Source organism: Facklamia sp. P12945, assembly GCF_050409485.1.
Classification (GTDB): domain Bacteria; phylum Bacillota; class Bacilli; order Lactobacillales; family Aerococcaceae; genus Facklamia.
Genome location: NZ_JBNUPJ010000022.1, coordinates 1 through 25,010 on the forward strand (window position 1 = coordinate 1; position 25,010 = coordinate 25,010).

Below are 25,010 nucleotides of genomic sequence, written 5' to 3' on the forward strand. Positions count from 1 at the left end.
ATAGTGGGACATTTTGATTTGTGTTCTCTTGAGACATTATCATTTACGTTTAACATCGTAATTCTTTTATTTTATCGCCTAGTTGCATCTTATCACTCCTATTGATCTTTTATAGTTATAGTCAATCATAAAAACTCGCATTATCAAATATACTATCAAGAACTTTAGTGTTACTTTGAGTAACAAGTCCTTATACTTATTAAGATATAGTATAACTCTTCAGTATATCAGCATTTCTTGGAAGTTGTTTTTAGCTAAGAAGGAGCCTGTGATAAAATACGAACTCCTTTCCTCTTTTCTTAAAAATAATTATACGAAAATTATTCTATACATAAAACTATCACCCGTGAAATGATACCAAGAATCCGTCATGTAACTCTAATTTTTGAAAGTACTCAAAAGATAGAAAGCCTAATTTTTATTTCAAAAAGCTAATTCAAATAAAAAAGAATGGTATTAAAAAAGGGGAAGAAACGCTAAGTTTCTCCCCCTTTCATTATTTACTCAATAATTGGATCATTTCTTCATACTCTGGGTACTGTTCGATCAGTTCATGGTAACGAAACAACTCAAAATCCTCAAACTCAAATCCTGGTGAAACCATACACGATACGGGCGAAAACCCATCTTCAACGGTTGAGCCAAAGATTGTCCCTTTAGGAACACGATATTGTAGTACTTGACCTTGCGCAACAGCTAGTCCTAAAGTAACATTTGTATAATCGCCATCTGGAGAAATCATATGCACGGTCAATGGCTGTCCGTAATGATAGTACCATATTTCATCAGCAGTTAAACGATGAAAATGTGAGGGGTTTTCTTTTTCCAATAGAAAATAGATACTAGTGAACAGAGAACGTTCTTTCCCATTTATTTTTAGTTTGTCTTGTGATCTTTCAACTTCGCAATAATAGCCACCTTCCGGATGAGCTTCCATATCCAAAGCTTTTATCCATTCTTCCATTGATTGATTCATAATAATCTCCTAACATTTTATACTATTTTAGCATAGGGAGTGTAAGGGTCTAAAATTCTTATCCACTTTAAGCAGCCTTGTAATTAGTAAACTTTCTCGATTTTGCTAGCATCTTACCGGATTACTTAATCTCATTCGAATAAACGACCCGATACAAAGCTTCTTTAACCTTATTGAATTGCTCTTGATCCATTGCTTCTGGATAAGTCATCAATAAAAGCGGAATCGCATTTTTCCCTTCTTCTAATGGAGGTTGCGTGTAGTCATAAGCATTCAACTTAAAATCTAAACGCTGATAAAAATTTATTCTTCGTTTAGTGATATTGTCTTCAGGCTTTTCTACCTCTAAGACTATTTTTTTATCAGCTTCATTTAAGAAAGTATTCAAAAATTTACTGCCATAATTTCTACCTCGGAAACTGTCATCTATGGCAAAATGTTCAATAAATACATATTCTCCAATATCCCAAAAAGATATAAAACCTACTACTCTACCGTCATCTTTTAAGGCTTTCATTTGATAATTAGGATTTTTCAATATTTCTAATTGTAAGTTTAAACTTCTTTTTTCATCTTCAGGAAAAGAGCTTTCATAGATATTCCAGATTGCAGTAAAATTTTCCACTATAAATCCTCCGTCAATTTCGTAACTATTTTTTTCGTATTATTACAAGCATAGCAAAGTTTACAAAACTTTTCATAGGCTATCAAACCATAAAACAAATTCTTCCTTAAATAAAAATAGTGATTTCCATAAGCTAAATCTTTAGGCAATCTTCTAGAAGTTAAAAAACTTTGTCATAGCTATTAGTTTATACTTTACTTAGTCAACATCTATTTTAAGTTAGCAAATAAAAACACTGTCCTGATCGAGCTGTTTTAGTCTTAGGTTCCACTCATGAAGAGCTATAGTTTTTTTAGTGAGCCCATTCAATGCTAGGTCTTTATACTTCCTTAAAAGGCTACTTGCATTTAATTTATTGCTATTAAAATAATCAGCTACTCTAATATAACCCCCAAAAGTGAGTTTGATAGCTCTATCTTTGGGGGGCATCTCTCCTATAAAGATTTTTATATTATTAATTTTATCGATTTCTTATACTAGTTTCTCTTTAAACAAAACTTAAAGTATGCTGAACATTTACTTGCTAGTCAACTGCTTATTGCTAGCTAAAAAAATATCTCATTTCATAATCTTTTTGATCCATTTTATACTTGTCTTATAAGGTGGATAACGGAAAGGAAGATCAAGCCAATTACTTTTTTTCAAGATGCTTTTACTATGAGAAAAGGTGTCAATGCTGTTTTTGCCATTATAGCTGCCCATTCCGCTTTCTCCCACTCCACCAAAGCCCATATAAGGAGTCGCTAGGTGGGTTACTGTCTCATTTATTGCTCCCCCTCCGAAGGAAACCTCCGTTAAAACCTTTCGCTCAATATCTTTCTCTTTTGTAAATAAATACAAAGCTAAAGGCTTTGGACGTGCCTTAATATGATCCATCGCTTCATCTATAGTCTTATAGGTGATTATGGGTAATATCGGACCAAATATCTCTTCTTGCATAATTGGATCTTTCCAAGAAACATCCTCCATTAATGTGATATTTATTTGGTGTGTTTCATCATTTTTTTGACCCCCGTAAATCACTTTGCCTGTCTCTAGCAGATTAAGTAATCGCTGATAATGCCTATCACTGATTATTTTGGGATATTCAGGATTGGTTTCTGCGTGCTTACCAAAAAAACCTTCCAGAGTCTTCATTAATTCCTCTGTTAGTTTTTCTTTCACATCTTCTTGAACAAGTAAATAATCTGGAGCCACACAGGTTTGTCCTGCATTTAAAGCTTTGCCCCAAGCAATTCGCTTAGCAGCTATTTTTATATCGGCTGATTTGTCAACAATGGCTGGACTTTTCCCACCTAATTCTAAGACGACTGGCGTCAAATGCTGAGCTGCTTTTTCCATTACAATTTTCCCCACCTGTTTACTTCCTGTGAAAAAAATTAAGTCAAAATCTTTACTTAACAAAGACTGATTAACTTCAACAGCCCCTTCCACCACCGTCACATAAGCCGGATCAAAGGTATCTGCAATCATTTTTTTAATAATAGCAGACGTAGCCGGTGCAAATTCAGAGGGTTTGATAACAGCAGTATTTCCGGCCGCTAAGGCACCAACAAGTGGCGATAAAGTCAGCAAAAATGGATAATTCCAAGGGGCAATAATCAACACCTGCCCATAAGGCTCTTTATAGACACGACTGACTGATGGAAACTGAGAGATTGGTGTTCGTACACGCTTAGGTTTGAGTAATCTCTTCATGTTTTTTAACATATAAGTGATCTCTTCTAAAACCAATCCAATCTCACTAACATAGCCTTCAAATCCTGCTTTATTTAAATCACTTCTTAAGGCTTCTAATATTTCAAGCTCATAGTCTTCAATCGCTTGATACAATTTTTTCAGCTTAGCAATTCGAAAATCAATTGCTTTGGTCTCTCCACTTGCAAAATATTCTTTTTGTTTTTCTAATACACCACTTGTCTCTTCCATTTTTATCATGCTCCTTCTTAATAAGCTGCTTCTAAAATATCCATAATCCGTTCAGTAGTAACTTGAACTGGGTTCACAATTGTAGCCCCATCATTCATGGCTGTCTTGGCAATCTGTTTAAAATCCTCTTTTTTAACATCGACATCTCGCAAACGGGTCGGTAAACCCGCTATTTTATGCAATTCATTAAGTAAATCTCTGATAGCATTTATTGTACGAGCGGCTCTTTGATCTTTGGGTGTCTGGCTGTATACTTCTGGTCCAGAGAAAGCCAATAAAATTCTAGCATACTCCTCTTTACAAGATTGTGAATGCTTTAAATTCATTTCCATAGCATATGGAAGTAAAATCGCCATCGCATCTCCATGGGCAATTTTACTGATTGATCCACAAGCGTGGCCTATCGCATGAACAATGCCTACCATTGAGTTAGAAAAGGATATACCTGCCATTAAGGACGCATTCGCCATGGCTATGCGAGCTTCTTTATTTTTACCATTTTGGACCGCTTCTTTAAGGTGCTTCCCAATTAATTCTATGGCAGCTAAGGCATAAGCAGAGCTAAGTGGATTTTTTTGACAACCCGTTAAGGCCTCAATACTGTGTGTTAAGGCATCGATTCCAGTTGATGCAGTTATTTTCGCTGGAAGTGACGCTGTCATTCGATAATCTAAAACAGCCACATCTGGTAAAAGACTGTATGAAATAAACTCCAACTTTACCTTACGGCTCGTGTCCGCAATCACTGAGACTAAGGTTGCCTCCGAGCCTGTGCCTGCAGTACTTGGCACGACTATCAAAGGATTTAACTTACCACCGACTAGCTCTAACCCCATGAGTTCATTTAAGTCTTTGACTTTTTTAGAAACTAAAACATTTACTCCTTTAGCAGTATCAATGACTGATCCACCGCCAATTGCGATGATACTATCACATTGATGTGTTTGATAGACGTCACTGATTTCCTGGACCACATTTAATGATGAGTCTTGTGGAATCTCTTTGAAGATGGCAGCGATTTCAATGTTGGCATCTTCTAAAGCCTCTGTAATAATTTGCACTTGTCCATGCTTTATCAATGACTCATCTGTTAAAATCAAAGGCCTCTGGGCCTCTAAATTCAATAATTCAAATGGGATGTTTTCTAAAGCGCCTTTGCCAGATAAAATCTTGACTGAATTCATAAATTCATAATATTCTGGTATTTTCATACTAATCCTCCTTAAAACACTAAATGAAAGTAGGCTTTGCCTTTGCTGGCTGAAAGCACTGGTTGTTCTTTTAAAATATTTTTGCTAATAAAATTTGGGAAAAGATAAGCTTCTACATAATATAAAATTCGAACGAGAGGCATAGCTTTTAGGAAATCACCTTTAACAATAAAACGATGTTGAGCATAGCCCTGGTGCAGACCTATTTGACCAAGAATTAACATTTGTGCAGCCCGATAACTTTTAAAAATAATCGACAGATCAGCTGGGGCATCCACATGCTTTCCTAAATAATTAAAGCCATCATTTCTTTTTTCAAAGAATACTTTTGTACTAGTGTTTAAAACTGTCAATTCAAACAAGAAACCATCCGCATAGTGTCCTAACTCTTTCTGAATTGCAGGCTCTACTTTAGCAGCAGCTATTAATCCTCTTACTAAAAATTTTAAACCAATTTCTACCATTAATTTTTTCATAACATGCAACCGCCTTTTATAAGTTTTGCTTAATTAAATAAGCAATTTAACAATCTGATTCACAGGTATTTCTTCCGTAGCAAATTTCTGTTGAATAATTAAGCCATCTAACAAAGCTAAAATAAGATAAGAGAGGGCGTGATAATCTCTTCCCTGTCGCTTTAATCCTTTTATTAAACTTTTTCGAATGGTCTCTCGCCAGGACTGATAGCGTGTTTCAAACTTTTTAGCCAAGGATTGATTATTAGTAATCGCATCGCTTAAAAGATAAAGATGTAAGGAGCCTCTAGTATCCGCATAGATAATTTTATTAAATAAAGTCTTCAATATTTCTTCTGCATCAATCTCCTCATCAGACTCTTCAATGAATAAAAGTAAGTCTTCTGTCATCATTTCTAAATTTTTTTCTGCCAATTCATAAATGATCGCTTGTTTGGCAGGATAATAATAATAAAGCGTTCCTTTACTAATACCCGCTGCTTCAGCAATTTTACGCAAAGTTGTTTCTTCAATGCCTAATTCACTAATTAAAACTGATGCAATCTCAAGTATATAAGATCGCATATCTTGATTAGAGTTCCCATCATTAATAGATATTTTTGTCATTTATCCACCCATTTCCCGTTCGGTCGACTGACCGATTAATTAGTTTAAGTTTAATTCAACCAGCTTTTAGTGTCAAATATGCTTATTTTAAAGCTACTATGATTAAGAAAAAAGAAGTTATTAAAAGGGAGAGATCCCACAATATAATAACCTTCTAATATAGATAATTACGCTTTTCTTCAGACCGTAAATTATTTTGTGTAAGCTCCGAATCTTTGTAGAAAAAGAGACCTCTCTTATGTAAGATTGTAAAATCAAATAAGCAATCACACAGGAGGTCCCTTATGGAAGTCGTTAGCACAAAATTATTCACAGCACTAGCAGAAGATAAATCTGTTCAAGACCTATTTCGTCAAAATTTAGAAGAAGCGATTAACTTATTACCTGTATGCGAAAGGACAGTCTTTCTTAATTACGAAAAATCGGAAGTCAAAGGCTGCAATGGTTAAGGAACAATTTCCCATGAGAGATCTTTAGAAAAGTATCTATATACCTATGTTTCAAAATTCAATACGAAGTTTTCTTCTAGAATCCATAAGGGATTTGGTCAAGCACAATAGGAACTAAATAAAATGCTAGATGAAATACAAGGAAAAGGTCAAAGCAAAAAAATTCATCCCCTATAGGGGATGACGTATAATGCCTATAATATTATCTAGTTAGAAGATTTTTACTTAATCTTACATTAGCTTACACAATTTATTTGACACTGCCCTATATTTACTACCATACAAAAAAGAATATAGATTTATTTTATCTCAATATAAGACCTATTAAGCATTTCGAACCATAACTTTATTTAAGTTCAACTACTTATGTCTTAAAATACTGATAAATCTATATTCTTATTAAAAAACAATGGAGATGAGGGGAGTCGAACCCCTGTCCAAATGTCTCGCCACCAAAGAATCTACGTCAATAGTTGCGTCTATTATTATTTAGCTCCCACATAGCCGACCAACAGGCATTTGTGTTTGCGAGTCTGCTTATCTCTTCTAAGGCTTACAGACGGAAAGACTTAGCGTATCCCACTAATTTGAGACCAGGAACTAACACATGGGCGATGCTAGGCTGATCTTAGCCAGCTGTTTTTAGGCAGCTAAAGCTAAATTGTTATTATTGTTTGCAGTTATATTTAACTGTAGCGTTGGTGAGATAGTCGCTGCCTACCTGACGCATCCAAGGTTCGAACAACACCTGTCGAAACCATGACACCCCCAATTAAAGGTATAAATACATACTAGCATCTCCATGAGGAAATGTCAAAGAAGGTCAGTCAGCTTTTAGACGAATTATCTTGGACTTCCTACTTAAAGAGTTTGAGGTAATTTTTTGACGGCATTCAGTAAAATTGGCGTCACTAAAATTGAAAAGATCATCTCAGGTACACCATTCACTAACACAATACCTCCGAGCACCTGCCATAAGCTATCGAGATTGGCTCCACTAATTTGTGAATACTCTGCCTGTTTAAAGAGGCCAATTGCCCCTAAGACGAAAACTGTATTTAAGATTGAACCTAAGGCCCCTGCTATCATATAGCGCAAGCGATCTTGAATTTTATCTTGAGCTTGGTGGGCAAACCATCCAACAATCAAAGGCATAATCATCCGTGGTAAAAGTGAGACTAATGGTGAAGAAAAGACATAAACATACATGGGCGATGTTGGCATAACATAAGCACGAATCAAGGAGTTCAAGCCCCAAAATGCTCCGATAATAAAACCATCTTTAGTGCCTAACCATAAGGTCGCTACAATTACCGTTACATGAATAATAGTAATATTTAATGGGGGTATGGCTATATAGCCTAGAAAAGGTACCCAAGTTTGTAATAGGATAATAGCCATGAAGATACTTAAAATAACTAAGCGTTTAGTTTTCATAGCGTTTTGATTTTGTAATGCTGACACAAACATCCTCCTCATTTAATGAATGGAATGACCATTCTTAATGTAATTGTAAGTGGGTTCACAGAGTCTTTCATCAAGAGTTACCTCTAAATCATATTCATCAAAAAACCATTCGTCATCTTGTTCAATAAAGAAGAGGACCCCATTGGGCGCTTGATAAGTGACTAAAGGGTCTTCTGGCTGAACAGAATCAATGGCAATCCCAAAACCATTGTCAAAAGGGCTCGATCCATAAATTTTTGTTTTAAAGCGAACACCAGCACCTTGGCTAAATCCTATTTCTTCCTTAAACCAATCTGCTGCTTTATTTGTTACTGTTAGTTTCATATGCTTTGTTGCAATCAAATGCAACAACTCCCTCCTCTATAAACTGAATCTATCATATAGCAATTTTTTTATCTGAGCGAGTTTTTTGCTTAATCCACCAAATTATGTTGGAAAGCATATATTGTCGCTTGTGTGCGATCATCCACTTCTAATTTTGATAGGATATTAGAAACGTGGGTTTTTACCGTCTTTAAAGTGATAAACAACTCTTCTGCAATCGCTTGATTGGAATACCCTCTAGCAATCAATCCTAAGACTTCACGCTCACGATTGGTCAAATCATCATGCAGATGGACTTGCCTTTCTTCGGTTTCGCGATTTAGCATCTTTTGCGTAACTTCATCCTGCATCACGCTCTTACCTTGGTAGGTTGAGCGAATAGCCTCGGCGATTTCTTTAGCTGATGAAGTTTTTAGGATATATGATTGAGCTCCTGCTTCAATAGCTGGATATACTTTTTCGTCATCTAAGAAAGATGTCACGATAATAATTTTAGCTTCGGGCCACTCTTGCATAATTTTTTGCGTAGCTTCAATTCCGTCCATGGTATCCATGACTAAGTCCATCAAAATAACATCCGGTCGTAAATCCAGGGCACGATGATAACCTACTAAGCCATTATTAGCTTCTCCCACCACTTCCATATCTTCTTGAATACTTAGATAAGACGAAACACCTAGCCTGACCATTTCGTGGTCATCAACTAATAATACTTTTATCATACACTGACTCCTTTATTTTATAATTTTATTTTTTAAGTTTATAAGGCAACTTAATATCGACAACCGTTCCCTGCCCTGGAGAAGAAATTATCGAAACCGCCCCTCCCATCCCCTTCACTCTTTCTTGGATATTGGTTAAACCATAAGAGCCTGACTTTTTCGATTGAACAGGATCAAAGCCACGTCCATCATCAACAATGCGAATATTTATCATATCCATTGTTTCTCTTAGATAAACATCTAATTTATTTGCTCGAGCATGCCGCATAGTATTCGACACCGCTTCTTGAATAATCCGAAAGAGATGGTCTTCGATTCCCGTTTCTAGTCTAGGATCATCTAATTCCCAAGTCAGTTCTAGAGGTATTTTGGCTTGTAGTTCTAATAGCAAATTATTAATTCCTTGTTGCAGTGATTTTCCTTGTAAGTCAACCGGTCGTAAATGTAAGAGCAAGGCTCGCATTTCAGTTTGAGCATTTCCAATGACCGATTCAATTTTTTCAAGCTTAGCACTTAATTTAGGGTTTTCCTCTTCAGGATAGGATTCAGTAATAGCTGACAACATCATCATAGCAGCAAATAATTGTTGGGATACCGAATCATGAAGTTCACGTGCTATGCGACTACGCTCATGTTCGATAATTTCTTCCTTAGTCTCTTCACCGACAAAGACCGGAGCAGCTGTAAATTCTTGTAAGTCTTCAGTCAAATCAACCAAGCGATTGCGCAGGCGGTTAATATCTTGGGCCAAGCTATAATCTTGTGTATAGAGACTGGATTTACGGTTGGTTTTATTGAAGATCGGATGGTGATATTTGCCTAACAATAACCAATTGATTTTTGCTCGAATCAGTTCATAAGAATCATTTAGTGAAAAGGTAAGATATAAACTATAGATGACTGAGAAGGCAATAATAATGGCTACTACCCAGATAAATAATCGAACGTCCCAGATCTTAATTATAAAAAGGTCTTCAATATTAAAAGCTGGTAGTTGCCATGCACAAAGACCAACCACAAAAAAACAGATCAGCAATGTAATAATTAATTGATTGAGTAAGATACGAATCCATAACCGTAAATTCATAAAATAATCACCTCAACATCTCCTATAAAGCTTGAAATAATAACATTTAATTTGCGGTTAGCTTGTTGATAATCGGGACTACGCCATTTAAAGTTTTCCAATGTTAATACATAGTCTTGAGATTCAAATAAAACATTGCCACTAATTAAAGATATATTCAGTTTCAAGCCAATATCCCTCGGAATGATTAAACGGACACGGCCAAACATTTTTCGAATGACTACCGTATGCTCACCTGCTGGAATGAGGGTATTCCCTAAATCAATAATAGAATTTCCACCAAAATATACAAGATTAATATCATCCCACTCATATGAAGTCTTGGTTCCTTCTTCTCGCATATCAAAAAGAGAGCGATATTCTAAGATTGTTCGCTGCTGGTCTTGTGGTTGAAGCAGTTTAATCCCGTAATAACTCTCAGACTCTTTAGGGGCTGGATGTAAAACACTCTCCGAAAGATTACCCATTTCATGGATATGCTCTTTTTTAAAGACAATTAAAGCGAAAAAGATGGTTAAAAGAAATAGCCAGAATGATTTGGTTAAAACAATCGTCATAATAACCAAAATCAAACCCAATCCTAAAATCAATCGGTTCAACCAATAGCGCTCTATATAAAGGCTCAAACTGATGAGCAAAAATCCTCCTGCAAACATTCCAAGAAAATGCCAATCTGTAAGTAATTCTAATATAATTAAAAAGATACAAAGAATCATCGTGAGAAAAATACGTTTGCGAAAGAAGTCTTTCATTGGAATACCTCCCTTCTGTTAAGTCATTGCTATTATTGCATAAAAGATAAACTGAAAAAAGATAATACTTTGCTTATCTTCCATCTATTATAGCAAACAAATCCTAGAAAAAGGCATAAAAAAAGACCCCCAAAAGGAGTCTAACTGTTGGATAAATTATGCCTTAGCCACCTTAGTAATTTCCACATCAAATGAGCCGCCCGGTGTTTCAATAGTTACTTTATCACCCACTTTATGGCCTAATAGAGCTTTGGCCATTGGCGAATCGTTAGAAATCTTATATTCCATTGGGTCTGCTTCAGCAGAGCCAACAATGGTATATGCTTCTTCAGGACCATCAGGCAATTCGTTAAAAGTCACGGTACGACCCAATGTTACTTCATTAGCCGCAACATTTTTATCATCAATAATTTCAGCAAAGCGCATCATATTTTCTAATGTTGAAATACGTCCTTCAACGAAAGCTTGTTCATCTTTTGCTGATTCATATTCTGAGTTTTCAGAAAGATCACCAAAAGACCGGGCTACTTTAATGCGTTCAATAATTTCAGCTCGTTTATTTACTTTTAAATCTTCTAATTCAGCTTCAATTTTTTTCTTACCTTCTAGGGTCATTGGATATGTTTTATCTGCCATCTGTTAATACTCCTTCAAATTAATTAATAATTGTGTTAATTTTAGTAACTAATAAATCTATGGCCACATGATTATGGCCGCCTTCCGGGACAATAATATCTGCATAGCGTTTAGTTGGCTCAGTAAATTGATGATGCATCGGCTTGACAACTGTTTCGTACTGTTCAAGAACAGATTCTACAGAACGTCCTCTTTTAATGACATCGCGTTTAATTCTTCTAGAAAGGCGAATATCATCTTCCGTATCGACATATATTTTAATATCACATAAGTCACGAATCATTTTATCTTCAAAAATTAAAATCCCTTCTAAGATTAGCACGTCACGTGAAGCTTCTCTACGTGTTTCAAGTGAACGCGTGTAGTTCACAAAATCATAAATAGGGACTTCAATTGTTTCACCTCTTATAAAAGCTTGGATATGTTCAAAAAATAAATCATTGTCAAAAGCAAAGGGATGGTCGTAATTCGTCTTTAATCTTTCCTCAAATGTCAGATGGCTTTGGTCTTTATAATAATTATCTTGTGCTAAGACCAAAACGGACATCTCAGTAAACTGTTCTAATATTCGCTTGCTAACACTTGATTTACCAGAACCTGATCCACCAGTGACACCGATGATGATGGGTCTATCCCCCATTACTTCACTCCCTTAATTGACAAATACATAAAGAAAGCAACCACCCAATAAGAGGTGATTACTTGCTTTCTATTGAACTTGCTCAAAACTATACTTAAGAAAATAACATATAAATTAGCTGAATGCAAGCCATTTCATATTATTTCTTTTTTAGTATTCAAATGCTTGTTAAAAGTTTCATTTGTTGTTCTTGCTATTCTTCTTCTAATTCTGCATTTTCTTGACTCGCTTCTTTTTTTGCTTCATCAAAGAATGGTTGAACGTATTGTTCTACTAAGGCACTATGCTCAGCTTCTGTTGCAGAATAATAGATTTTGCCTGTATTCATATCTGCGACAAAGTAATAGTTATCTGAATAAGTTGGATATATAGTCGCCATAATCGATGATAGAGAAGGACTATTAATCGGTCCTACTGGCAACCCGCTATGTTGATACGTATTATAAGGCGAATCTACTTCTAAATCTTCATAAGTAACCAGCTCTTTATGCTTGCCAAGTGCATAAATAACCGTAATATCACTTTGTAGAGCCATTTCAATGTTTAGACGGTTGAAGAAAACTCCTGCAACTAAGGCGCGATCTTCATCAGTCGATGCTTCTCGTTCAACAACCGAAGCCAGACTCAACAACTGGTGATAGTTTAACCAAGTATTGCTAAGGTCTTCTTGCAATTTCTGAAATTCAATATTAGCTTTTCCAACCATATTAATGATTAAATCATCAGCCGTCATGCCAGCAATATAATCATAAGTAGCTGGGAAAAGATAACCTTCTAAACGATATTTTAAGCCTTCAATCTCAGATAGTGGTTGAATCAAGCTTGGAAAACGCCTTAACAAGTCTTCAAACAGCTCTTCACTTTGAACGCGATCAATAAAAGTATCAGCTTCAATTGGTGTTTGTTCAGCCACTACTTGTGCAATATCAGTTATTTGCATGCCTTCCACAACAGTCAGTGTGGTATCAATATCTTCTTGGATTGGTTCGCCACCTTCCTTTAAAGTTGCAATCAACTCTTCTGCATTCATATTAGGCTTTAATTGATAATAGCCTGCTTGAAAGTCACTAGCTCCTTTAAATTTCATAAACAAATTAAAAATTTGACTATTGTTAACCAGTTTTTCATCTTCTAAAATTTGTGCAATATCACTAGAAGTCGACCCGATGGGAATCGTCACTTCGATTGCCTCAGAACTATTGGCATCCACCGGCCCTAAATCTTTATCCAGTTTCCAATAAATGAATAAGGTGCCTACTACGATAATAATCAAAAATATCCAAAGAATGATTTTAATTACTCGATTGGTCCAAAGTAATTCTTTAACATGCATGGTTTCATTTACTTTTGCATCTTCTTGTATTCTATTCCAATCTATCTTCATACTTCCTCCTAATAGCCTAATGTTGTAAGCATTATAGCAAATAACACAGTAAATAACTATCCTGACCTAATTAATGAATGATTAAATTAATGTTTCAAGCTTCATGATTTTATAAGAGAAAAAGCTCCTGCCGATTTCATCAATCGGAAAGAGCTTAGCTTTCTTAACTATTCTTCTTCATCTGCCAAAAATGTATTTAATACTTCGTCAATCATGTTCCATTCTTCTTCAGTTTCGATCGCTTGTAAATCACCAGAAGTCCCATCTGGATTTTCTTTATAGGAGTAAGCTTGAATTTCTACTTCTTCTTCTTCATTTGCTCCAGCTGGATAAATAAGGACATAGGATTTATTATAGTCTTGTGAATCAAAGGTGAATAGAATTTCATATAACGATTCATTGCCTTCTTCATCGACAACAGTAATGTAGTCAATTTCTTTTTCTGCGTGTTCATGATTATGTTCTTCTACCATCTTAACACCCCTATTTCTTATAATCTAAGTAATTTTGTAAAATCATCACTGCCGCTAATTTATCAATTACTTTTTTGCGTTTTTTACGTGAGACATTCCCTTCTTCAATCAGCATCCGTTCTGCTTGAGAAGTAGTCAATCGCTCATCTTGATAAATAATTTGACAGTCTGGGACAATTTTATGCAGTTTTTCACCAAATTTTTGGGAAGCCTCTGCTCTTGGTCCTAATGTATTGTTCATATTTTTTGGTAAGCCAATAATGACTTTATCTACTTTATACTCTTCGATGAGTTCTTGAAGACGTTGATAACCAAAGTTATCCGATTCTTCATCAATCGGTATAGTTTCGATTCCTTGGGCTGTCCAACCCATTAAGTCACTAATAGCAACCCCTACCGTTTTAGAACCCACATCTAAGCCCATGCTGCGATTTCCAATTGGCATGAACTAAGACTCCTTCTTAGTTAGATAATACTTGACTAATTTTTCGACAATTTCATCGCGTTCATGACGACGAATGAGGTTACGCGCATCATTGTGACGTGGAATATAAGCCGGGTCACCTGATAAGAGATAGCCCACAATTTGATTGACTGGATCATACCCCTTCTCCTCCAATGCGCGATAGACAATCTCTAAGCTCTCGCGAACTGTATGTTGGTTTAAATCATCTAACTTAAAGAGTATTGTTTCATCTAATGATTGCATAGATGTATTCACCGAACCTTTCTTAATCTCATCAACTTAATACATCCCTAGTTGATTTGTTAGCTATTATCTCCAGTTTACCATAAATCCCTATAAAAAGGCTCTTATTGTGCTTTATTTATAGCTTTTTCACTATTAAAATTGTGTTTCAGGCTAGATCAGTCTATTCTCAATCTCTTGCGGCACTGCTTCTAATAACTGAGGAATAGCCGCTGGATTTTTACCCCCTGCTTGCGCCATAGTCAAACGACCTCCTCCACCACCTTTAATATGTTTTGCTAATGGTTTTATTAAATCTCCCGCATTAATGCCCTTAGCCACTGTTTCTTGATCGACTAAAACTAACAGATTAGCTTTTCCCTCATGAGAAGTGGCTAAAACAAGGATATTAGAAGCAGCTTTTTCTCGCCATGTATCGCCTAAAGATCTTAAAGAATCCATATTTTGATTGTCTACGCTGGCTGCAATAAAGCTAATGTCTTTAACTGTTTGAACATCATCAAAGATTTCATCTGAAGCTTCCTGCATTAAGCGTGCAGTCAAGGAGTCGATTTCAGATTGCTGTACTTTAAGATCCTGTTGTAACTGTTCAATCTTGCTTAGCAGTTGATCACTTTGGCTAACTTTCAATTGATTTTGAACTTCTTTTAGTAGCGATTCGTTCTTTTGATAGTTGGCGATAGCTGCTTGACCTGTTAAGGCTTCAATGCGGCGCAATCCTGCTCCTATACCACTTTCAGCCATTAATTTAAAGGTTCCAATCTCATTAGTATTGTTAACGTGAGTTCCTCCACACAATTCGATGGATTCATTGCCTACATTAACTACGCGAACAATTGACCCATATTTTTCACCAAAGAGTGCCATGGCTCCCATTGCTTTTGCTTCATCAATTGGCATTTCACTTATGTCAACATTAATAGCATTTTCAACCATAAAGTTTACATAGGATTCCACTTGTTTAAGTTCTTCGGCTGACATTTTACCAAAATGTGAAAAGTCAAAACGTAAGCGATCTGGCCCCACATACGATCCTTTTTGATTAGCGTGGTCCCCTAAAACTTCTTTTAAGGCCTTATGTAATAAGTGAGTAGCTGTATGGTTTTGATTGGTCCTCATTCTGGCTTGACGGTCAACTGTCAAAGTATAAGACTGTTCACGATTTAACGGCATTTCCAATGTTTTCACCTTATGCATAAATTGACCATGAGGACTCTTTTGAACATCTAGGACCTCTGCCAGCATTTGATCGCCATCAAAAATCCCTCCTAAATCGGCTACTTGTCCCCCCATTTCGGCATAAAAAGGTGAGCGGTTAAAGAATACAATCCCTTCACTATTAGCTGGTAATTGGTCCACTTCTTGGTCATCGACGACAATATATTTCAATGTCGCATCTGAACTTAATTGTTCATAACCCACAAAATCAAACTCATAGTCAATAGCTTGTAGAGTTGTCGATTGGATCGCCATCGATCCTTCATCTGTACGTGCGGCACGGGCTCTTTCTCTTTGTTCTTCCATGGCTGTCTCAAAACCTTCAATGTCTACTGTTAGCCCTTCTTCATCAGCCATTTCTTGCGTCAATTCAAGTGGGAAACCGAAGGTGTCATATAAATGAAAAGCCCTGTCTCCATTAATAACCGTTTGGCCTGCTTGACGAACCGCATTGATCACTTGATGAAGTTGGACTTCGCCTTCTTCAATTGTTTCATGGAAACGTTGTTCTTCTTTTAAAAGTACTTCTTTAACAAAGTTTTCTTTTTCGATGAGCTCTTTATAAGGATCACCCATCATAGCCACAATAATTGGCACTAAATCTGAAATAAACAGATGATTAATTCCTAATTTACGACCATGCATAACTGCACGACGGATTAAGCGTCTTAAGATATAGCCGCGTCCTTCATTAGAAGGTAAAGCTCCATCAGCAATAGCAAAGGATACCGCACGGATATGATCAGCAATAACTTTAAAAGAGGTATCTGTTTTTACATCATCACCATAATTGACAGTTGTCAATCTACCAATTGCTTCAATGATCGGCATAAATAAATCTGTTTCGAAATTTGTCGGAACATCTTGCATGACCGAGGCCATCCGTTCTAAGCCCATACCTGTATCAACGTTCTTGTTAGGCAAGGGTTGGTAGCTTCCATCTGGCATATGATTGTATTGTGAGAATACTAGATTCCAAATTTCTAAGTAACGTTCATTTTCTCCTCCTGGGTACATTTCAGGGTCATCAGCTGAAAGGTTTTGATAATTTTCCCCTCGGTCGTAGAAGATCTCTGAATCGGGACCACATGGTCCGGCACCAATATCCCAAAAATTATCAGCCACAGCCACAATATGATCTTCATCTAAACCACATTTTTCTATCCAAATCTGCTTAGTTTCTTCATCTTCGGGATAATAGGTAACATATAGGCGGTTGGGATCAAAATTCAACCATTTTTCTGAAGTTAAAAATTCCCACGCCCATTGAATGGCTTCTTCTTTAAAGTAATCCCCTATGGACCAGTTACCTAGCATTTCAAATAAAGTATGGTGTCGTGCAGTCACACCAACGTTTTCAATATCGTTGGTACGAATACACTTTTGAACATTGGCAATCTTGGGATTGTCAGGAACTTCAGTTCCATCCATGTATTTCTTCAAAGCAGCAACCCCTGAGTTAATCCATAACAGCGTTGGATCGTTAATTGGAATGAGGTTAGCTGAGGGAACGATTTGATGATTTTTCTCTGCAAAAAAATCTAAAAACATCTGACGTATTTCTTTACTCTTTAATGGTTTCATGCCGCATTCTCCTTCAATAAAAATAAAGAGTCATTATATGCAAGGGCGCTTAACCACGGTACCACCTTGCTTATAATAACTCTTGGTTATCTTCTTAAGTGACTGTTAACGCCAGCAAAACGCCAATCTTTCGAATGGTCCGTATGAGGGAGCATCAATGTCTTGATTACTTGCACCAAATGTAATCTCTCTAGAATGACCTGACATGTCCTCTACCTTTAGTAATATAGCAATTTTTATAAAAAAGGTCAATCCTGAATAAAAAAATCTTGCCAGTTAGTATATAATCATTAATAGAAAGTTTTTCATTGAAAAGTAGGTGATCGTACGATAAATTCTTTAGTAAAAGCCTAGGCATCCATAACACCTTTAGAAAATCAAGGAATTGAAGAAAGATAGAAGTTGTAACAAGTTATATAATTAATCTTGAGGACCAGTTATTAAATTAAAATTAGCTAAATAATATTTATAAAAGGTGGTGAAACTTATGAATAAAGATAATCACAAGAAAGATTTAAAAATTGAAAACATTTTGAAAATCTTTCCAATTATAGGCATGATTGGCGTAATCATAATTATATCCGTCTTGCTATCAGGCTTGCCTAAGTCTAATCCACTTTTTTCGATTGGATTGTCCTTAGGGTTAGCTTTACTTTTTATTTCAACAGTAGTGTATATTGCCACATGGCTGATGGAAATAAATTTAGCTTATAGTAGAAAACAATATTCTCTGATGGCCATCTTGATAATCGTCGGCATCCTTTCTGTTTTATTTGAAATTATAATCAATAGATAATGCGATTGAAGTTTTAATTATCAAAACCCCCTAAAGAAACATTCTTTAGGAGGTTTTGCTAGTTACTATTAAAATCACACAAAGAAAGCTTTATTACTATACAAAATCTTCCGGCTTGAGTCCTTCCATGCCAATCATGGGATCGACTTGCCAGATGGTTTGGTCATTTAAGACAAAGCTTTCTTTTGACATTTTGCTTTCTGCTACTTGAGTAACACTTGCTGTATCATCCTCTTGCTTTTTGCTTTTTGTCAGCTCACGCTTCTTTGCTTGCTCAGTCAAGTTTAATTGTAAGTATTCAGCTAATTTGGTTTTGCGTTCTATTTGAACTTGTGAAACCGCCTTATTAAAACTTTGAGGGTTCCCTACCATGACTAAGGATTTGACCGCCCTTGTCACAGCAGTATAGATGATGTCCCTTCTTAACATGCGTGAATAGCGATCAACCAATGGTAAGATGACTAAGTCATATTCTGATCCTTGTGCCTTATGAATGGAACAACAATAAGCCAGAGTCAGCTGATCCAGTTCATTTTTTCGATAATGGATTTCATTGTCATCAAAATCAACAATCACTTCTTCCACATTATTTGAACTTTCTTTTGCCGTTAAGATAGCAGTTATCTTGCCAATATCCCCATTGTAAACACCCTCTTCTGTATTATTTACCAGTTGAAGAACCTTGTCTCCTATACGGTAGACTTGGTCAAAATGTTTTATCTCACGTTTTTTTGAACTAGCAGGATTCAACATTTCTTGCATCAAGTCATTGATCTGATTGATGCCGCCTGGTCCCTTATACATAGGGGCTAGGACTTGTAGCGTTTGGCTATTAAAGCCTTTTTTAATTGCTGCTGCTACAATCTGTCCAACCACATCACTGACTTGCTGAGCAGAGCAAGGGATAAATGAACGGTCATTATGCTTGGCTAAAAAATCCTCTGGCAGATAGCCTTGACGTATATGGTGAGCTAAATGAACGATGGATGAATCATCGGACTGACGATAAATTTTGGATAGCGAAACAGTTGGAATCAAACCCGAATCAATCATATCTGAAAAAACTTTACCTGGTCCTACTGAGGGCAGTTGGTCCTTATCCCCGACAAAGACTACTTGCATTTCATAGGGAATGGCTTGTAGCAACCAATTCATTAACCACACATCAACCATTGACATTTCGTCGATAATTAAAAGGCTGCCATCAATTATCATCGGTTCAAAGTCTCTTAGCGTCGACTCACGATTATAACCAATTAAGCGGTGAATGGTAGAAGCTGGCAAATGAGAAGTTTCTTGCATCCGTTTAGCCGCCCTGCCTGTCGGAGCCGCCAAACGGATTGGAGAATCAAAATTATCCTCATTTAGATCGGCCAGATCATAGCCATGTAAGATAGCATGTAAATAAATGAGTCCTTGTACCAAGGTTGTTTTTCCGGTTCCTGGACCTCCTGTAATAATAGAGAGAGGGGATTGAATGGCTAATTTTAATGCCTGCTGTTGCTCTTGATCATAGTCAATTTTAATTAAGGCCATAACATCCTCAATGGCTTGATCAATCTCTTCTGCTTCAAATCGCTTAACTTGTTCAGCCATCAGATAGTCGTGAATCTTTTTACTACTTCCGTACTCTGCGTAGAAAATTGAGGGAATGACAAGATCTTCTCCTAGCACTAACAGCTGGTCTTGAATAATTGCAAGATCCAACCCCTTGGTCAATAAATCATCCTCAATCAAAAAGGGGCGACTTTTTTCTAGGAGGTCGCGTGCAGTTCTCAACGAATCCGGTATCGGTACATAAGTATCTCCTTGATCGGTAGAAATTTGTGCCACCGCCATGGTAATAGCTGAAGCAATTCGTTCAGCGGCGTCGGGTTGAATGCCTAATTGTTCTGCTAACTTATCGGCCTTAGTGAATCCGATTCCTTCAATCTCTATTACTAATTGATAGGGATTTTCTTTTATTTGTTCCAGTGTATTCGATTGGAATTTCTTATAGATTCTATCTGCTAAATTAGGACCAAAGCCCCATTCGATTAACTGCATAAAAATACGTTCTGTTCCTTGAAATTTTAAAAGACTGGCCCTTAATTGATTGGCAACTTTAGCTGTTAAACCACTCACTTTGTCTAAAGCATTGGGATCATCAAGGATTTGATCAATTGCCGTTTCCCCTAATGACTCTACGATTTTTGTGGCTGTTTTAGGACCTACTCCTTTGAAACGATTGCTGGACAAATAATCAATTAAGCCCCTGCGTGAAGTCGGCATCAATTGCTGGTAGCGAGTGACTGAAAATTGCTGTCCAAAACGTGGGTGGTGGACTAATTTTCCAAAAAATTGATAGGGCGTATCGTAATGGATCGTAGTAAATTGACCCGTAATAACCAATTCTTCGTCTACCAAGAGACTCGTTTGATCTAAATCTACACTAATGCGCAAGACCTTATAAAAATTTTGGTCATTTTCGAAGATGGTACTTTCCACGCTACCTACTATTAATTCTTCCATCCACTCTCACCTCACTTGTATGTCTTATTATATCAATCTTTTTTATTAAGAACTAGAGCTTGCCATTCAAAGCTTGCCTAAGACTCTTAATATGTCCATAAAAAAATCACCCTAAATGCTCAGGGTGACTGACATTTAAATATATTGCCGCATTTGATTATCTTTATAGGCCGCATCAATAATGCCACCTCCTAGACACTCTTGGTCTTGGTAGAAAACTACCGCTTGTCCAGGCGTAATGGCTCGTGCTGGTTCATCAAAAACCACTCGTGCTTTTTTCCCTTGGTCATAAATCATCACTTCTGCTGGAACATCTTCTTGACGGTAACGAAATTTAATAGTGCATCTAAAAGTCCGATCACTCTTATCACCATCTGTAAAAGAAAGATCCGAAGCTTCTAAGTAATCAGCATATAGATGCGGATGGTGGAAGCCTTGGCCTACATAAAGTGTTTGAGTAGCCATGTCCTTGCCAATCACAAACCAAGGCTCATTGGAGCCATTCGATCCAGTAGATCCGCCTATACCTAAACCATGTCTTTGCCCAATTGTATAGTACATCAATCCCATATGGTCGCCTTTCACTTCACCATCTAAAGTTTTCATTTTACCCGGTTGGTTGGGTAAATAATTAGATAGAAATTGGTTAAAATCTCTCTCTCCAATAAAACATACCCCAGTAGAATCTTTCTTCTTAGCGGTTGCTAAGCCTGCTTCTGCAGCAATTTCACGCACTTGTGTTTTTTCCAAGTGTCCAAGTGGGAATAAAGCTTTTTGTAATTGCTGTTGAGATAATTGATTAAGGAAATAAGTCTGGTCTTTCTTTTGATCTGATGCACGCAACAAATGAACCTGTCCTTTGTCATCTCTTGCTGCTTGGGCATAATGACCCATGGCAATATAATCCGCCCCTAATTCGGTGGCATAATCTAAGAAGGCCTTGAATTTGACTTCTTTATTACACATAACATCCGGATTGGGTGTTCGTCCCTTGCGATATTCACTTAAAAAATATTCAAAAACGCGATCCCAATATTCTTTTTCAAAATTAACTGAATAATAGGGAATACCAATTTGTTCAGCGACTAAGGCAACATCTTCATAATCTTTGGTAGCCGTACAAACACCATTTTCATCTGTATCATCCCAGTTCTTCATGAACAGACCGACCACGTCATAGCCTTCTTCCTTTAGTAATAAGGCGGCTACCGAAGAATCGACACCTCCTGACATACCTATCACTACTCGCGTTTGTGCTTTATCTTTTGTTGGAGTCATTGGGTCTTCCTTTCTTTTAATATTTATATAAAGATTAAAAACGAACTCACCTTGAATGGAAAGTCCGTTTAGATACATTCAAAACTATTTTCTATTTTACTTCAACTAGAACGTTTCGGTCAACAAATCCGTCGAAAATGAAATTTATTTTTTCAATTACCATCTCGTTGTTGGCCAGGCTGAACACATTAACCGCCTGCAAACCGTTAGAATTTACGGTTGAAATTTTTAACCCATTTAAATCAGCATTAACAGTTACCTTTAAAACCAAACCTGTACGATGTGTCGAATCTAATTCTCGTTTGTATAAGTAGTTACCTCCACGTGTTTCATTGAAGCCATTATCTCTTAAAGTATAAGGTCTACATTCTGGACTGACTTCAAAAGTTCGATTGAACCCTAATAATTTTGCTTCTGGTGTAAATGCCATTGTTCTACTCCTTACTATTTATTTATTTTTATAATTGCTTCAATTAATTGATCAATCTCATTTTTAGTCGTATAACGACCAAATGAAATTCGAACACTCTCTTGCCAACGCGCTGGGTTATCTGGGTAATAAGCAGTTAGAATGCGACTGGGTTTTACTGAACCGGCTGAACAAGCGGATCCTGCTGAAAGATAAATGTCTTGCATGTCCATTTGAATAATCAACTGGCTAGCTAATTTTCCTTTAAACCAAATACTGTGTATGCGATTATTATGATGATTAAGATCACCATTTCTTTGATAGTTAATGCTCGCTTCATCTAATCGTTGAAAAAAATATGCTGTTAGTTCTTTAAAATTTCCTTGTAGTTCTTCATACCCCTGATACATCAACTCCAAGGCCTCCACCATACCTAAAATATAAGGAAGGTTTTCAGTTCCTGAACGCTTAGTATATTCTTGATCACCACCTAATAATAAAGGATCTAAGGTCATTTCTTTGTTCCAAGCCTGATAGACCAGAAAACCAATTCCTTTTGGTGCATAAAATTTATGACCTGACCCGTTGAAAGAGCTACAAGGGAAATTTTGTGGGTTAATCGGTTGATAACCAACAGCTTGAGTGGCATCAACATGGAACCAATAGCCCTTTTGCTTAGCATATTGACCTAGGTCTTGGATAGGAAGTTGAGAACCCACTTCATTATTTACTGCCATAGCTGTCCAACCGATGGTCGTTTCTTTACTGGCTTCAATAAATTGCTGTAGTGTGAATTGATGGTTAGAGTCCGGCTGAATTCGGCTCACTTCAAACCCTCTGTTTTCTAAATCAAGAAGAACCTTATCCACTGCTGAATGTTCAATTGCTGTGGTAACAATATGATTACCTAGACCTAGATCACGTGCTCGAACAGCTTGTGATCGCAGTGCCCAATTGATGGCCTCTGTTGCACCGGAAGTGAAGTACAAATCAGCGTTTTCATCTAATTTTAACAACTCTTTTAAGCGTCGACGCGCTAAGGTCAACTTATTTTTACTTGCCTTTCCTAGCTTATATGTAGCAGAAGGGTTTCCAAAAGATTCTGCTAAAGCATGAGAAATTCGTGCTTGAACACGGAGGTCGACTGGGGTTGTCGCTGCATAATCAAAATATATCATTGCCTCACCTTTTCATTCCTAATACAACTATTATAACGTATTTTAATGATTTTGAAAGTGTTTACTTATAGAAATAAAAGGCGTATATTAATCAAAAAGAGCCTTTTGTGGTAAACTATACACATTATAAGGAGGTTTCCTAATGCAACAACCTTTAGCTTATCGCATGCGGCCGCAGCACATTGATCAAATCTTGGGACAAACTCACCTTGTAGGATCTGGCAAAATTATCCGTCGAATGGTTGAGGCCAAACGTCTTTCTTCTATGATTCTATATGGTCCACCAGGTACCGGAAAAACTTCGATTGCTGCTGCTATTGCTGGTACTACGGAATATGCTTTTCGTCATTTAAATGCAGCAACTGATGCAAAAAAAGATTTAGAAGTTGTCGTCACTGAAGCCAAAATGTCAGGTACCTTGATATTACTATTAGATGAAATTCACCGTTTGAACAAGCTTAAGCAAGACTACTTGTTGCCTCATTTAGAAAACGGACGAATTATTTTAATAGGTGCGACTACTGAGAATCCTTACATTTCGATTAATCCTGCCATTCGCTCACGTACTCAAATTTTTGAAGTCAAACCTCTATCCAGTCAAGAGATTCAAGAGGGGTTACAAAGAGCGATTAAGGATGTTGATCATGGCTTGGGCAAGTATCCAGTTGAAATTACCAAAGACACCCTTGAACATTTTTCATCTGTAACAAATGGCGACATTCGTTCAGCCCTCAACGCATTAGAGTTGGCCGTTCTTTCTACAGCTGAAAACGATCAGGGTAAGATTGTAATCACGCCAGAAATTGCTGAAGAATGTTTACAGCGTAAACGATTAAGCCATGACAAAGATGGTGACAATCACTATGATGTCATCTCTGCTTTTCAAAAGTCAATCCGAGGATCAGATGTGGATGCGGCTATGTATTACTTAGCTATTCTTTTAGAAGCTGGCGAATTAGTCATCGCTTGCCGACGTTTGTTAGTTATTGCCTATGAAGATATTGGTTTTGGCAATCCGCAAGCTACTCAACGAACAGTAGCGGCTGTTGAAGCTGCTGAAAAGTTGGGCCTACCAGAAGCACGCATACCTTTGGCTTTCGCTGTGGCAGATTTAGCCTTAAGTCCTAAATCCAACACCTCCTACCGTGCCATTAATGCGGCCCTGGCGGATATTGAAGCTGGACACACAGGCCCAGTACCAGACAGCTTAAAAGATGGACATTATGCGGGAGCAAAAAAATTAGGTCGCTCCATCGGCTATCAAAACCCTCACGATTATCCCAATCATTTTATCCGTCAACAATATCTTCCCGATCCCCTTAAAAATAAGCAATACTTCAAAGCCGAACCAACAGGAAAATACGAAGCTGCTATTAACCAATACTATCAAGAAATAAAAAAACAGCAGAATTAGCTTTACATGAAGGTTTAGTTATGAGTTTCGATTTTTCTTTCTCAATACAATAAGCTACTAACGACTAATATTGTAAATGCTTTCATTTTTTCAAACAAAACTATGTCAACCGTAAATGAAAATGTCCTGAAATTTTAAAAATTTGCGGGATAAAAC

At 36.8% G+C, this 25,010-nt stretch carries 25 protein-coding genes and 1 other RNA gene; 3 read left to right on the top strand and 23 right to left on the bottom strand.

The features are described 5' to 3' along the window. Nucleotides 1-496 precede the first annotated feature (496 nt). The 6 genes from ACQV2X_RS07385 to ACQV2X_RS07410 form a co-directional block, all read right to left on the bottom strand. The gene (locus ACQV2X_RS07385) at nt 497-976 is read right to left on the bottom strand and encodes a cupin domain-containing protein (protein ID WP_428894387.1); all 480 of its coding nucleotides are present in this window, start codon (nt 974-976) and stop codon (nt 497-499) included. 121 nt (nt 977-1,097) lie between these two features. Beyond that, complete coding sequence (locus ACQV2X_RS07390; RefSeq protein WP_428876315.1) at nt 1,098-1,601, bottom strand: GNAT family N-acetyltransferase; 504 nt, start codon at nt 1,599-1,601, stop codon at nt 1,098-1,100. Nucleotides 1,602-2,159: 558 nt separating this feature from the next. Further along, nucleotides 2,160-3,530 carry an aldehyde dehydrogenase gene (locus tag ACQV2X_RS07395; protein WP_428874239.1) on the bottom strand — a complete coding sequence of 457 codons (1,371 nt, stop codon included), beginning with the start codon at nt 3,528-3,530 and terminating at the stop codon, nt 2,160-2,162. Between the two features lie 17 nt (nt 3,531-3,547). Then, nucleotides 3,548-4,741: an iron-containing alcohol dehydrogenase gene (locus tag ACQV2X_RS07400; RefSeq protein WP_428874240.1), complete on the bottom strand. Its 1,194-nt coding sequence runs from the start codon at nt 4,739-4,741 to the stop codon at nt 3,548-3,550. A gap of 11 nt (nt 4,742-4,752) precedes the next feature. After that, entirely contained in the window at nt 4,753-5,217 is a 465-nt protein-coding gene (locus ACQV2X_RS07405) for a hypothetical protein (RefSeq protein ID WP_428874241.1), read from the bottom strand. A 33-nt stretch (nt 5,218-5,250) separates the two neighbouring features. Beyond that, nucleotides 5,251-5,823, bottom strand: a complete 573-nt coding sequence (locus ACQV2X_RS07410; protein WP_428874242.1) for a TetR/AcrR family transcriptional regulator — start codon at nt 5,821-5,823, stop codon at nt 5,251-5,253. Nucleotides 5,824-6,107: 284 nt separating this feature from the next. On the opposite strand from ACQV2X_RS07410, the gene ACQV2X_RS07415 reads away from it, so the two are divergent. Beyond that, nucleotides 6,108-6,272: a hypothetical protein gene (locus tag ACQV2X_RS07415; protein WP_428874243.1), complete on the top strand. Its 165-nt coding sequence runs from the start codon at nt 6,108-6,110 to the stop codon at nt 6,270-6,272. Between the two features lie 407 nt (nt 6,273-6,679). On the opposite strand, the gene ssrA is transcribed toward ACQV2X_RS07415, so the two are convergent. The 13 genes from ssrA to alaS all read right to left on the bottom strand — a co-directional run bounded on the left by ssrA (nt 6,680) and on the right by alaS (nt 17,268). Continuing rightward, nucleotides 6,680-7,042, bottom strand: a transfer-messenger RNA (tmRNA) gene (gene ssrA, locus ACQV2X_RS07420). Between the two features lie 91 nt (nt 7,043-7,133). Then, on the bottom strand, nt 7,134-7,736 hold the full coding sequence (locus ACQV2X_RS07425; protein WP_428874244.1) for an ECF transporter S component: 603 nt from the start codon (nt 7,734-7,736) through the stop codon (nt 7,134-7,136). A 15-nt stretch (nt 7,737-7,751) separates the two neighbouring features. Next, nucleotides 7,752-8,087, bottom strand: a complete 336-nt coding sequence (locus ACQV2X_RS07430) for a HesB/YadR/YfhF family protein (RefSeq protein WP_428874245.1) — start codon at nt 8,085-8,087, stop codon at nt 7,752-7,754. Between the two features lie 65 nt (nt 8,088-8,152). Then, nucleotides 8,153-8,785 (bottom strand): response regulator, encoded by a 633-nt coding sequence (locus ACQV2X_RS07435; protein ID WP_428874246.1) that lies wholly within the window; start codon nt 8,783-8,785, stop codon nt 8,153-8,155. A gap of 25 nt (nt 8,786-8,810) precedes the next feature. Continuing rightward, nucleotides 8,811-9,872, bottom strand: a complete 1,062-nt coding sequence (locus ACQV2X_RS07440; protein WP_428874247.1) for a sensor histidine kinase — start codon at nt 9,870-9,872, stop codon at nt 8,811-8,813. Further along, on the bottom strand, nt 9,869-10,624 hold the full coding sequence (gene liaF / locus ACQV2X_RS07445; RefSeq protein ID WP_428884897.1) for a cell wall-active antibiotics response protein LiaF: 756 nt from the start codon (nt 10,622-10,624) through the stop codon (nt 9,869-9,871). The genes ACQV2X_RS07440 and liaF overlap by 4 nt, the downstream gene beginning before the upstream one ends. 156 nt (nt 10,625-10,780) lie before the next feature. After that, on the bottom strand, nt 10,781-11,260 hold the full coding sequence (greA, locus tag ACQV2X_RS07450; RefSeq protein ID WP_428874250.1) for a transcription elongation factor GreA: 480 nt from the start codon (nt 11,258-11,260) through the stop codon (nt 10,781-10,783). Between the two features lie 19 nt (nt 11,261-11,279). Further along, a complete protein-coding gene (udk, locus tag ACQV2X_RS07455; RefSeq protein WP_428876311.1) occupies nt 11,280-11,900 on the bottom strand; it encodes a uridine kinase in 621 nt (206 codons plus the stop codon). Between the two features lie 193 nt (nt 11,901-12,093). Next, nucleotides 12,094-13,284, bottom strand: a complete 1,191-nt coding sequence (gene mltG / locus ACQV2X_RS07460) for an endolytic transglycosylase MltG (protein WP_428874252.1) — start codon at nt 13,282-13,284, stop codon at nt 12,094-12,096. 167 nt (nt 13,285-13,451) lie between these two features. Further along, nucleotides 13,452-13,757, bottom strand: coding sequence for a DUF1292 domain-containing protein (locus ACQV2X_RS07465; RefSeq protein WP_428874253.1), 306 nt, complete (start codon nt 13,755-13,757; stop codon nt 13,452-13,454). A gap of 10 nt (nt 13,758-13,767) precedes the next feature. After that, a complete protein-coding gene (ruvX, locus tag ACQV2X_RS07470) occupies nt 13,768-14,202 on the bottom strand; it encodes a Holliday junction resolvase RuvX (protein WP_428874254.1) in 435 nt (144 codons plus the stop codon). A gap of 3 nt (nt 14,203-14,205) precedes the next feature. Continuing rightward, entirely contained in the window at nt 14,206-14,466 is a 261-nt protein-coding gene (locus tag ACQV2X_RS07475; RefSeq protein ID WP_428874262.1) for an IreB family regulatory phosphoprotein, read from the bottom strand. Between the two features lie 153 nt (nt 14,467-14,619). Next, nucleotides 14,620-17,268: an alanine--tRNA ligase gene (gene alaS, locus ACQV2X_RS07480; RefSeq protein ID WP_428876310.1), complete on the bottom strand. Its 2,649-nt coding sequence runs from the start codon at nt 17,266-17,268 to the stop codon at nt 14,620-14,622. A 487-nt stretch (nt 17,269-17,755) separates the two neighbouring features. On the opposite strand from alaS, the gene ACQV2X_RS07485 reads away from it, so the two are divergent. Then, nucleotides 17,756-18,064, top strand: coding sequence for a hypothetical protein (locus ACQV2X_RS07485; protein WP_428874256.1), 309 nt, complete (start codon nt 17,756-17,758; stop codon nt 18,062-18,064). Between the two features lie 96 nt (nt 18,065-18,160). On the opposite strand, the gene recD2 is transcribed toward ACQV2X_RS07485, so the two are convergent. The 4 genes from recD2 to ACQV2X_RS07505 form a co-directional block, all read right to left on the bottom strand. Continuing rightward, entirely contained in the window at nt 18,161-20,575 is a 2,415-nt protein-coding gene (gene recD2 / locus ACQV2X_RS07490; RefSeq protein WP_428894388.1) for an SF1B family DNA helicase RecD2, read from the bottom strand. A gap of 135 nt (nt 20,576-20,710) precedes the next feature. After that, nucleotides 20,711-21,853, bottom strand: coding sequence for a tRNA 2-thiouridine(34) synthase MnmA (mnmA, locus tag ACQV2X_RS07495; protein WP_428894389.1), 1,143 nt, complete (start codon nt 21,851-21,853; stop codon nt 20,711-20,713). Between the two features lie 91 nt (nt 21,854-21,944). Beyond that, nucleotides 21,945-22,283 carry a cysteine desulfurase gene (locus ACQV2X_RS07500; protein ID WP_428874259.1) on the bottom strand — a complete coding sequence of 113 codons (339 nt, stop codon included), beginning with the start codon at nt 22,281-22,283 and terminating at the stop codon, nt 21,945-21,947. A 14-nt stretch (nt 22,284-22,297) separates the two neighbouring features. Next, complete coding sequence (locus tag ACQV2X_RS07505) at nt 22,298-23,440, bottom strand: cysteine desulfurase family protein (RefSeq protein ID WP_428891818.1); 1,143 nt, start codon at nt 23,438-23,440, stop codon at nt 22,298-22,300. A gap of 142 nt (nt 23,441-23,582) precedes the next feature. On the opposite strand from ACQV2X_RS07505, the gene ACQV2X_RS07510 reads away from it, so the two are divergent. Next, on the top strand, nt 23,583-24,854 hold the full coding sequence (locus ACQV2X_RS07510; protein ID WP_428882475.1) for a replication-associated recombination protein A: 1,272 nt from the start codon (nt 23,583-23,585) through the stop codon (nt 24,852-24,854). Nucleotides 24,855-25,010 lie beyond the last annotated feature (156 nt).

What these genes read in the sequence shown, in the direction of transcription:
- ACQV2X_RS07385 (WP_428894387.1), bottom strand. Translation starts at nt 976, where the DNA reads ATGAATCAATCAATGGAAGAATGGATAAAAGCTTTGGATATGGAAGCT.
- ACQV2X_RS07395 (WP_428874239.1), bottom strand. Translation starts at nt 3,530, where the DNA reads ATGGAAGAGACAAGTGGTGTATTAGAAAAACAAAAAGAATATTTTGCA.
- ACQV2X_RS07400 (WP_428874240.1), bottom strand. Translation starts at nt 4,741, where the DNA reads ATGAAAATACCAGAATATTATGAATTTATGAATTCAGTCAAGATTTTA.
- ACQV2X_RS07405 (WP_428874241.1), bottom strand. Translation starts at nt 5,217, where the DNA reads ATGAAAAAATTAATGGTAGAAATTGGTTTAAAATTTTTAGTAAGAGGA.
- ACQV2X_RS07410 (WP_428874242.1), bottom strand. Translation starts at nt 5,823, where the DNA reads ATGACAAAAATATCTATTAATGATGGGAACTCTAATCAAGATATGCGA.
- ACQV2X_RS07415 (WP_428874243.1), top strand. Translation starts at nt 6,108, where the DNA reads ATGGAAGTCGTTAGCACAAAATTATTCACAGCACTAGCAGAAGATAAA.
- ACQV2X_RS07435 (WP_428874246.1), bottom strand. Translation starts at nt 8,785, where the DNA reads ATGATAAAAGTATTATTAGTTGATGACCACGAAATGGTCAGGCTAGGT.
- ACQV2X_RS07440 (WP_428874247.1), bottom strand. Translation starts at nt 9,872, where the DNA reads ATGAATTTACGGTTATGGATTCGTATCTTACTCAATCAATTAATTATT.
- liaF (WP_428884897.1), bottom strand. Translation starts at nt 10,624, where the DNA reads ATGAAAGACTTCTTTCGCAAACGTATTTTTCTCACGATGATTCTTTGT.
- greA (WP_428874250.1), bottom strand. Translation starts at nt 11,260, where the DNA reads ATGGCAGATAAAACATATCCAATGACCCTAGAAGGTAAGAAAAAAATT.
- udk (WP_428876311.1), bottom strand. Translation starts at nt 11,900, where the DNA reads ATGGGGGATAGACCCATCATCATCGGTGTCACTGGTGGATCAGGTTCT.
- mltG (WP_428874252.1), bottom strand. Translation starts at nt 13,284, where the DNA reads ATGAAGATAGATTGGAATAGAATACAAGAAGATGCAAAAGTAAATGAA.
- ACQV2X_RS07465 (WP_428874253.1), bottom strand. Translation starts at nt 13,757, where the DNA reads ATGGTAGAAGAACATAATCATGAACACGCAGAAAAAGAAATTGACTAC.
- ruvX (WP_428874254.1), bottom strand. Translation starts at nt 14,202, where the DNA reads ATGCCAATTGGAAATCGCAGCATGGGCTTAGATGTGGGTTCTAAAACG.
- ACQV2X_RS07475 (WP_428874262.1), bottom strand. Translation starts at nt 14,466, where the DNA reads ATGCAATCATTAGATGAAACAATACTCTTTAAGTTAGATGATTTAAAC.
- alaS (WP_428876310.1), bottom strand. Translation starts at nt 17,268, where the DNA reads ATGAAACCATTAAAGAGTAAAGAAATACGTCAGATGTTTTTAGATTTT.
- ACQV2X_RS07485 (WP_428874256.1), top strand. Translation starts at nt 17,756, where the DNA reads ATGAATAAAGATAATCACAAGAAAGATTTAAAAATTGAAAACATTTTG.
- recD2 (WP_428894388.1), bottom strand. Translation starts at nt 20,575, where the DNA reads ATGGAAGAATTAATAGTAGGTAGCGTGGAAAGTACCATCTTCGAAAAT.
- mnmA (WP_428894389.1), bottom strand. Translation starts at nt 21,853, where the DNA reads ATGACTCCAACAAAAGATAAAGCACAAACGCGAGTAGTGATAGGTATG.
- ACQV2X_RS07500 (WP_428874259.1), bottom strand. Translation starts at nt 22,283, where the DNA reads ATGGCATTTACACCAGAAGCAAAATTATTAGGGTTCAATCGAACTTTT.
- ACQV2X_RS07505 (WP_428891818.1), bottom strand. Translation starts at nt 23,440, where the DNA reads ATGATATATTTTGATTATGCAGCGACAACCCCAGTCGACCTCCGTGTT.
- ACQV2X_RS07510 (WP_428882475.1), top strand. Translation starts at nt 23,583, where the DNA reads ATGCAACAACCTTTAGCTTATCGCATGCGGCCGCAGCACATTGATCAA.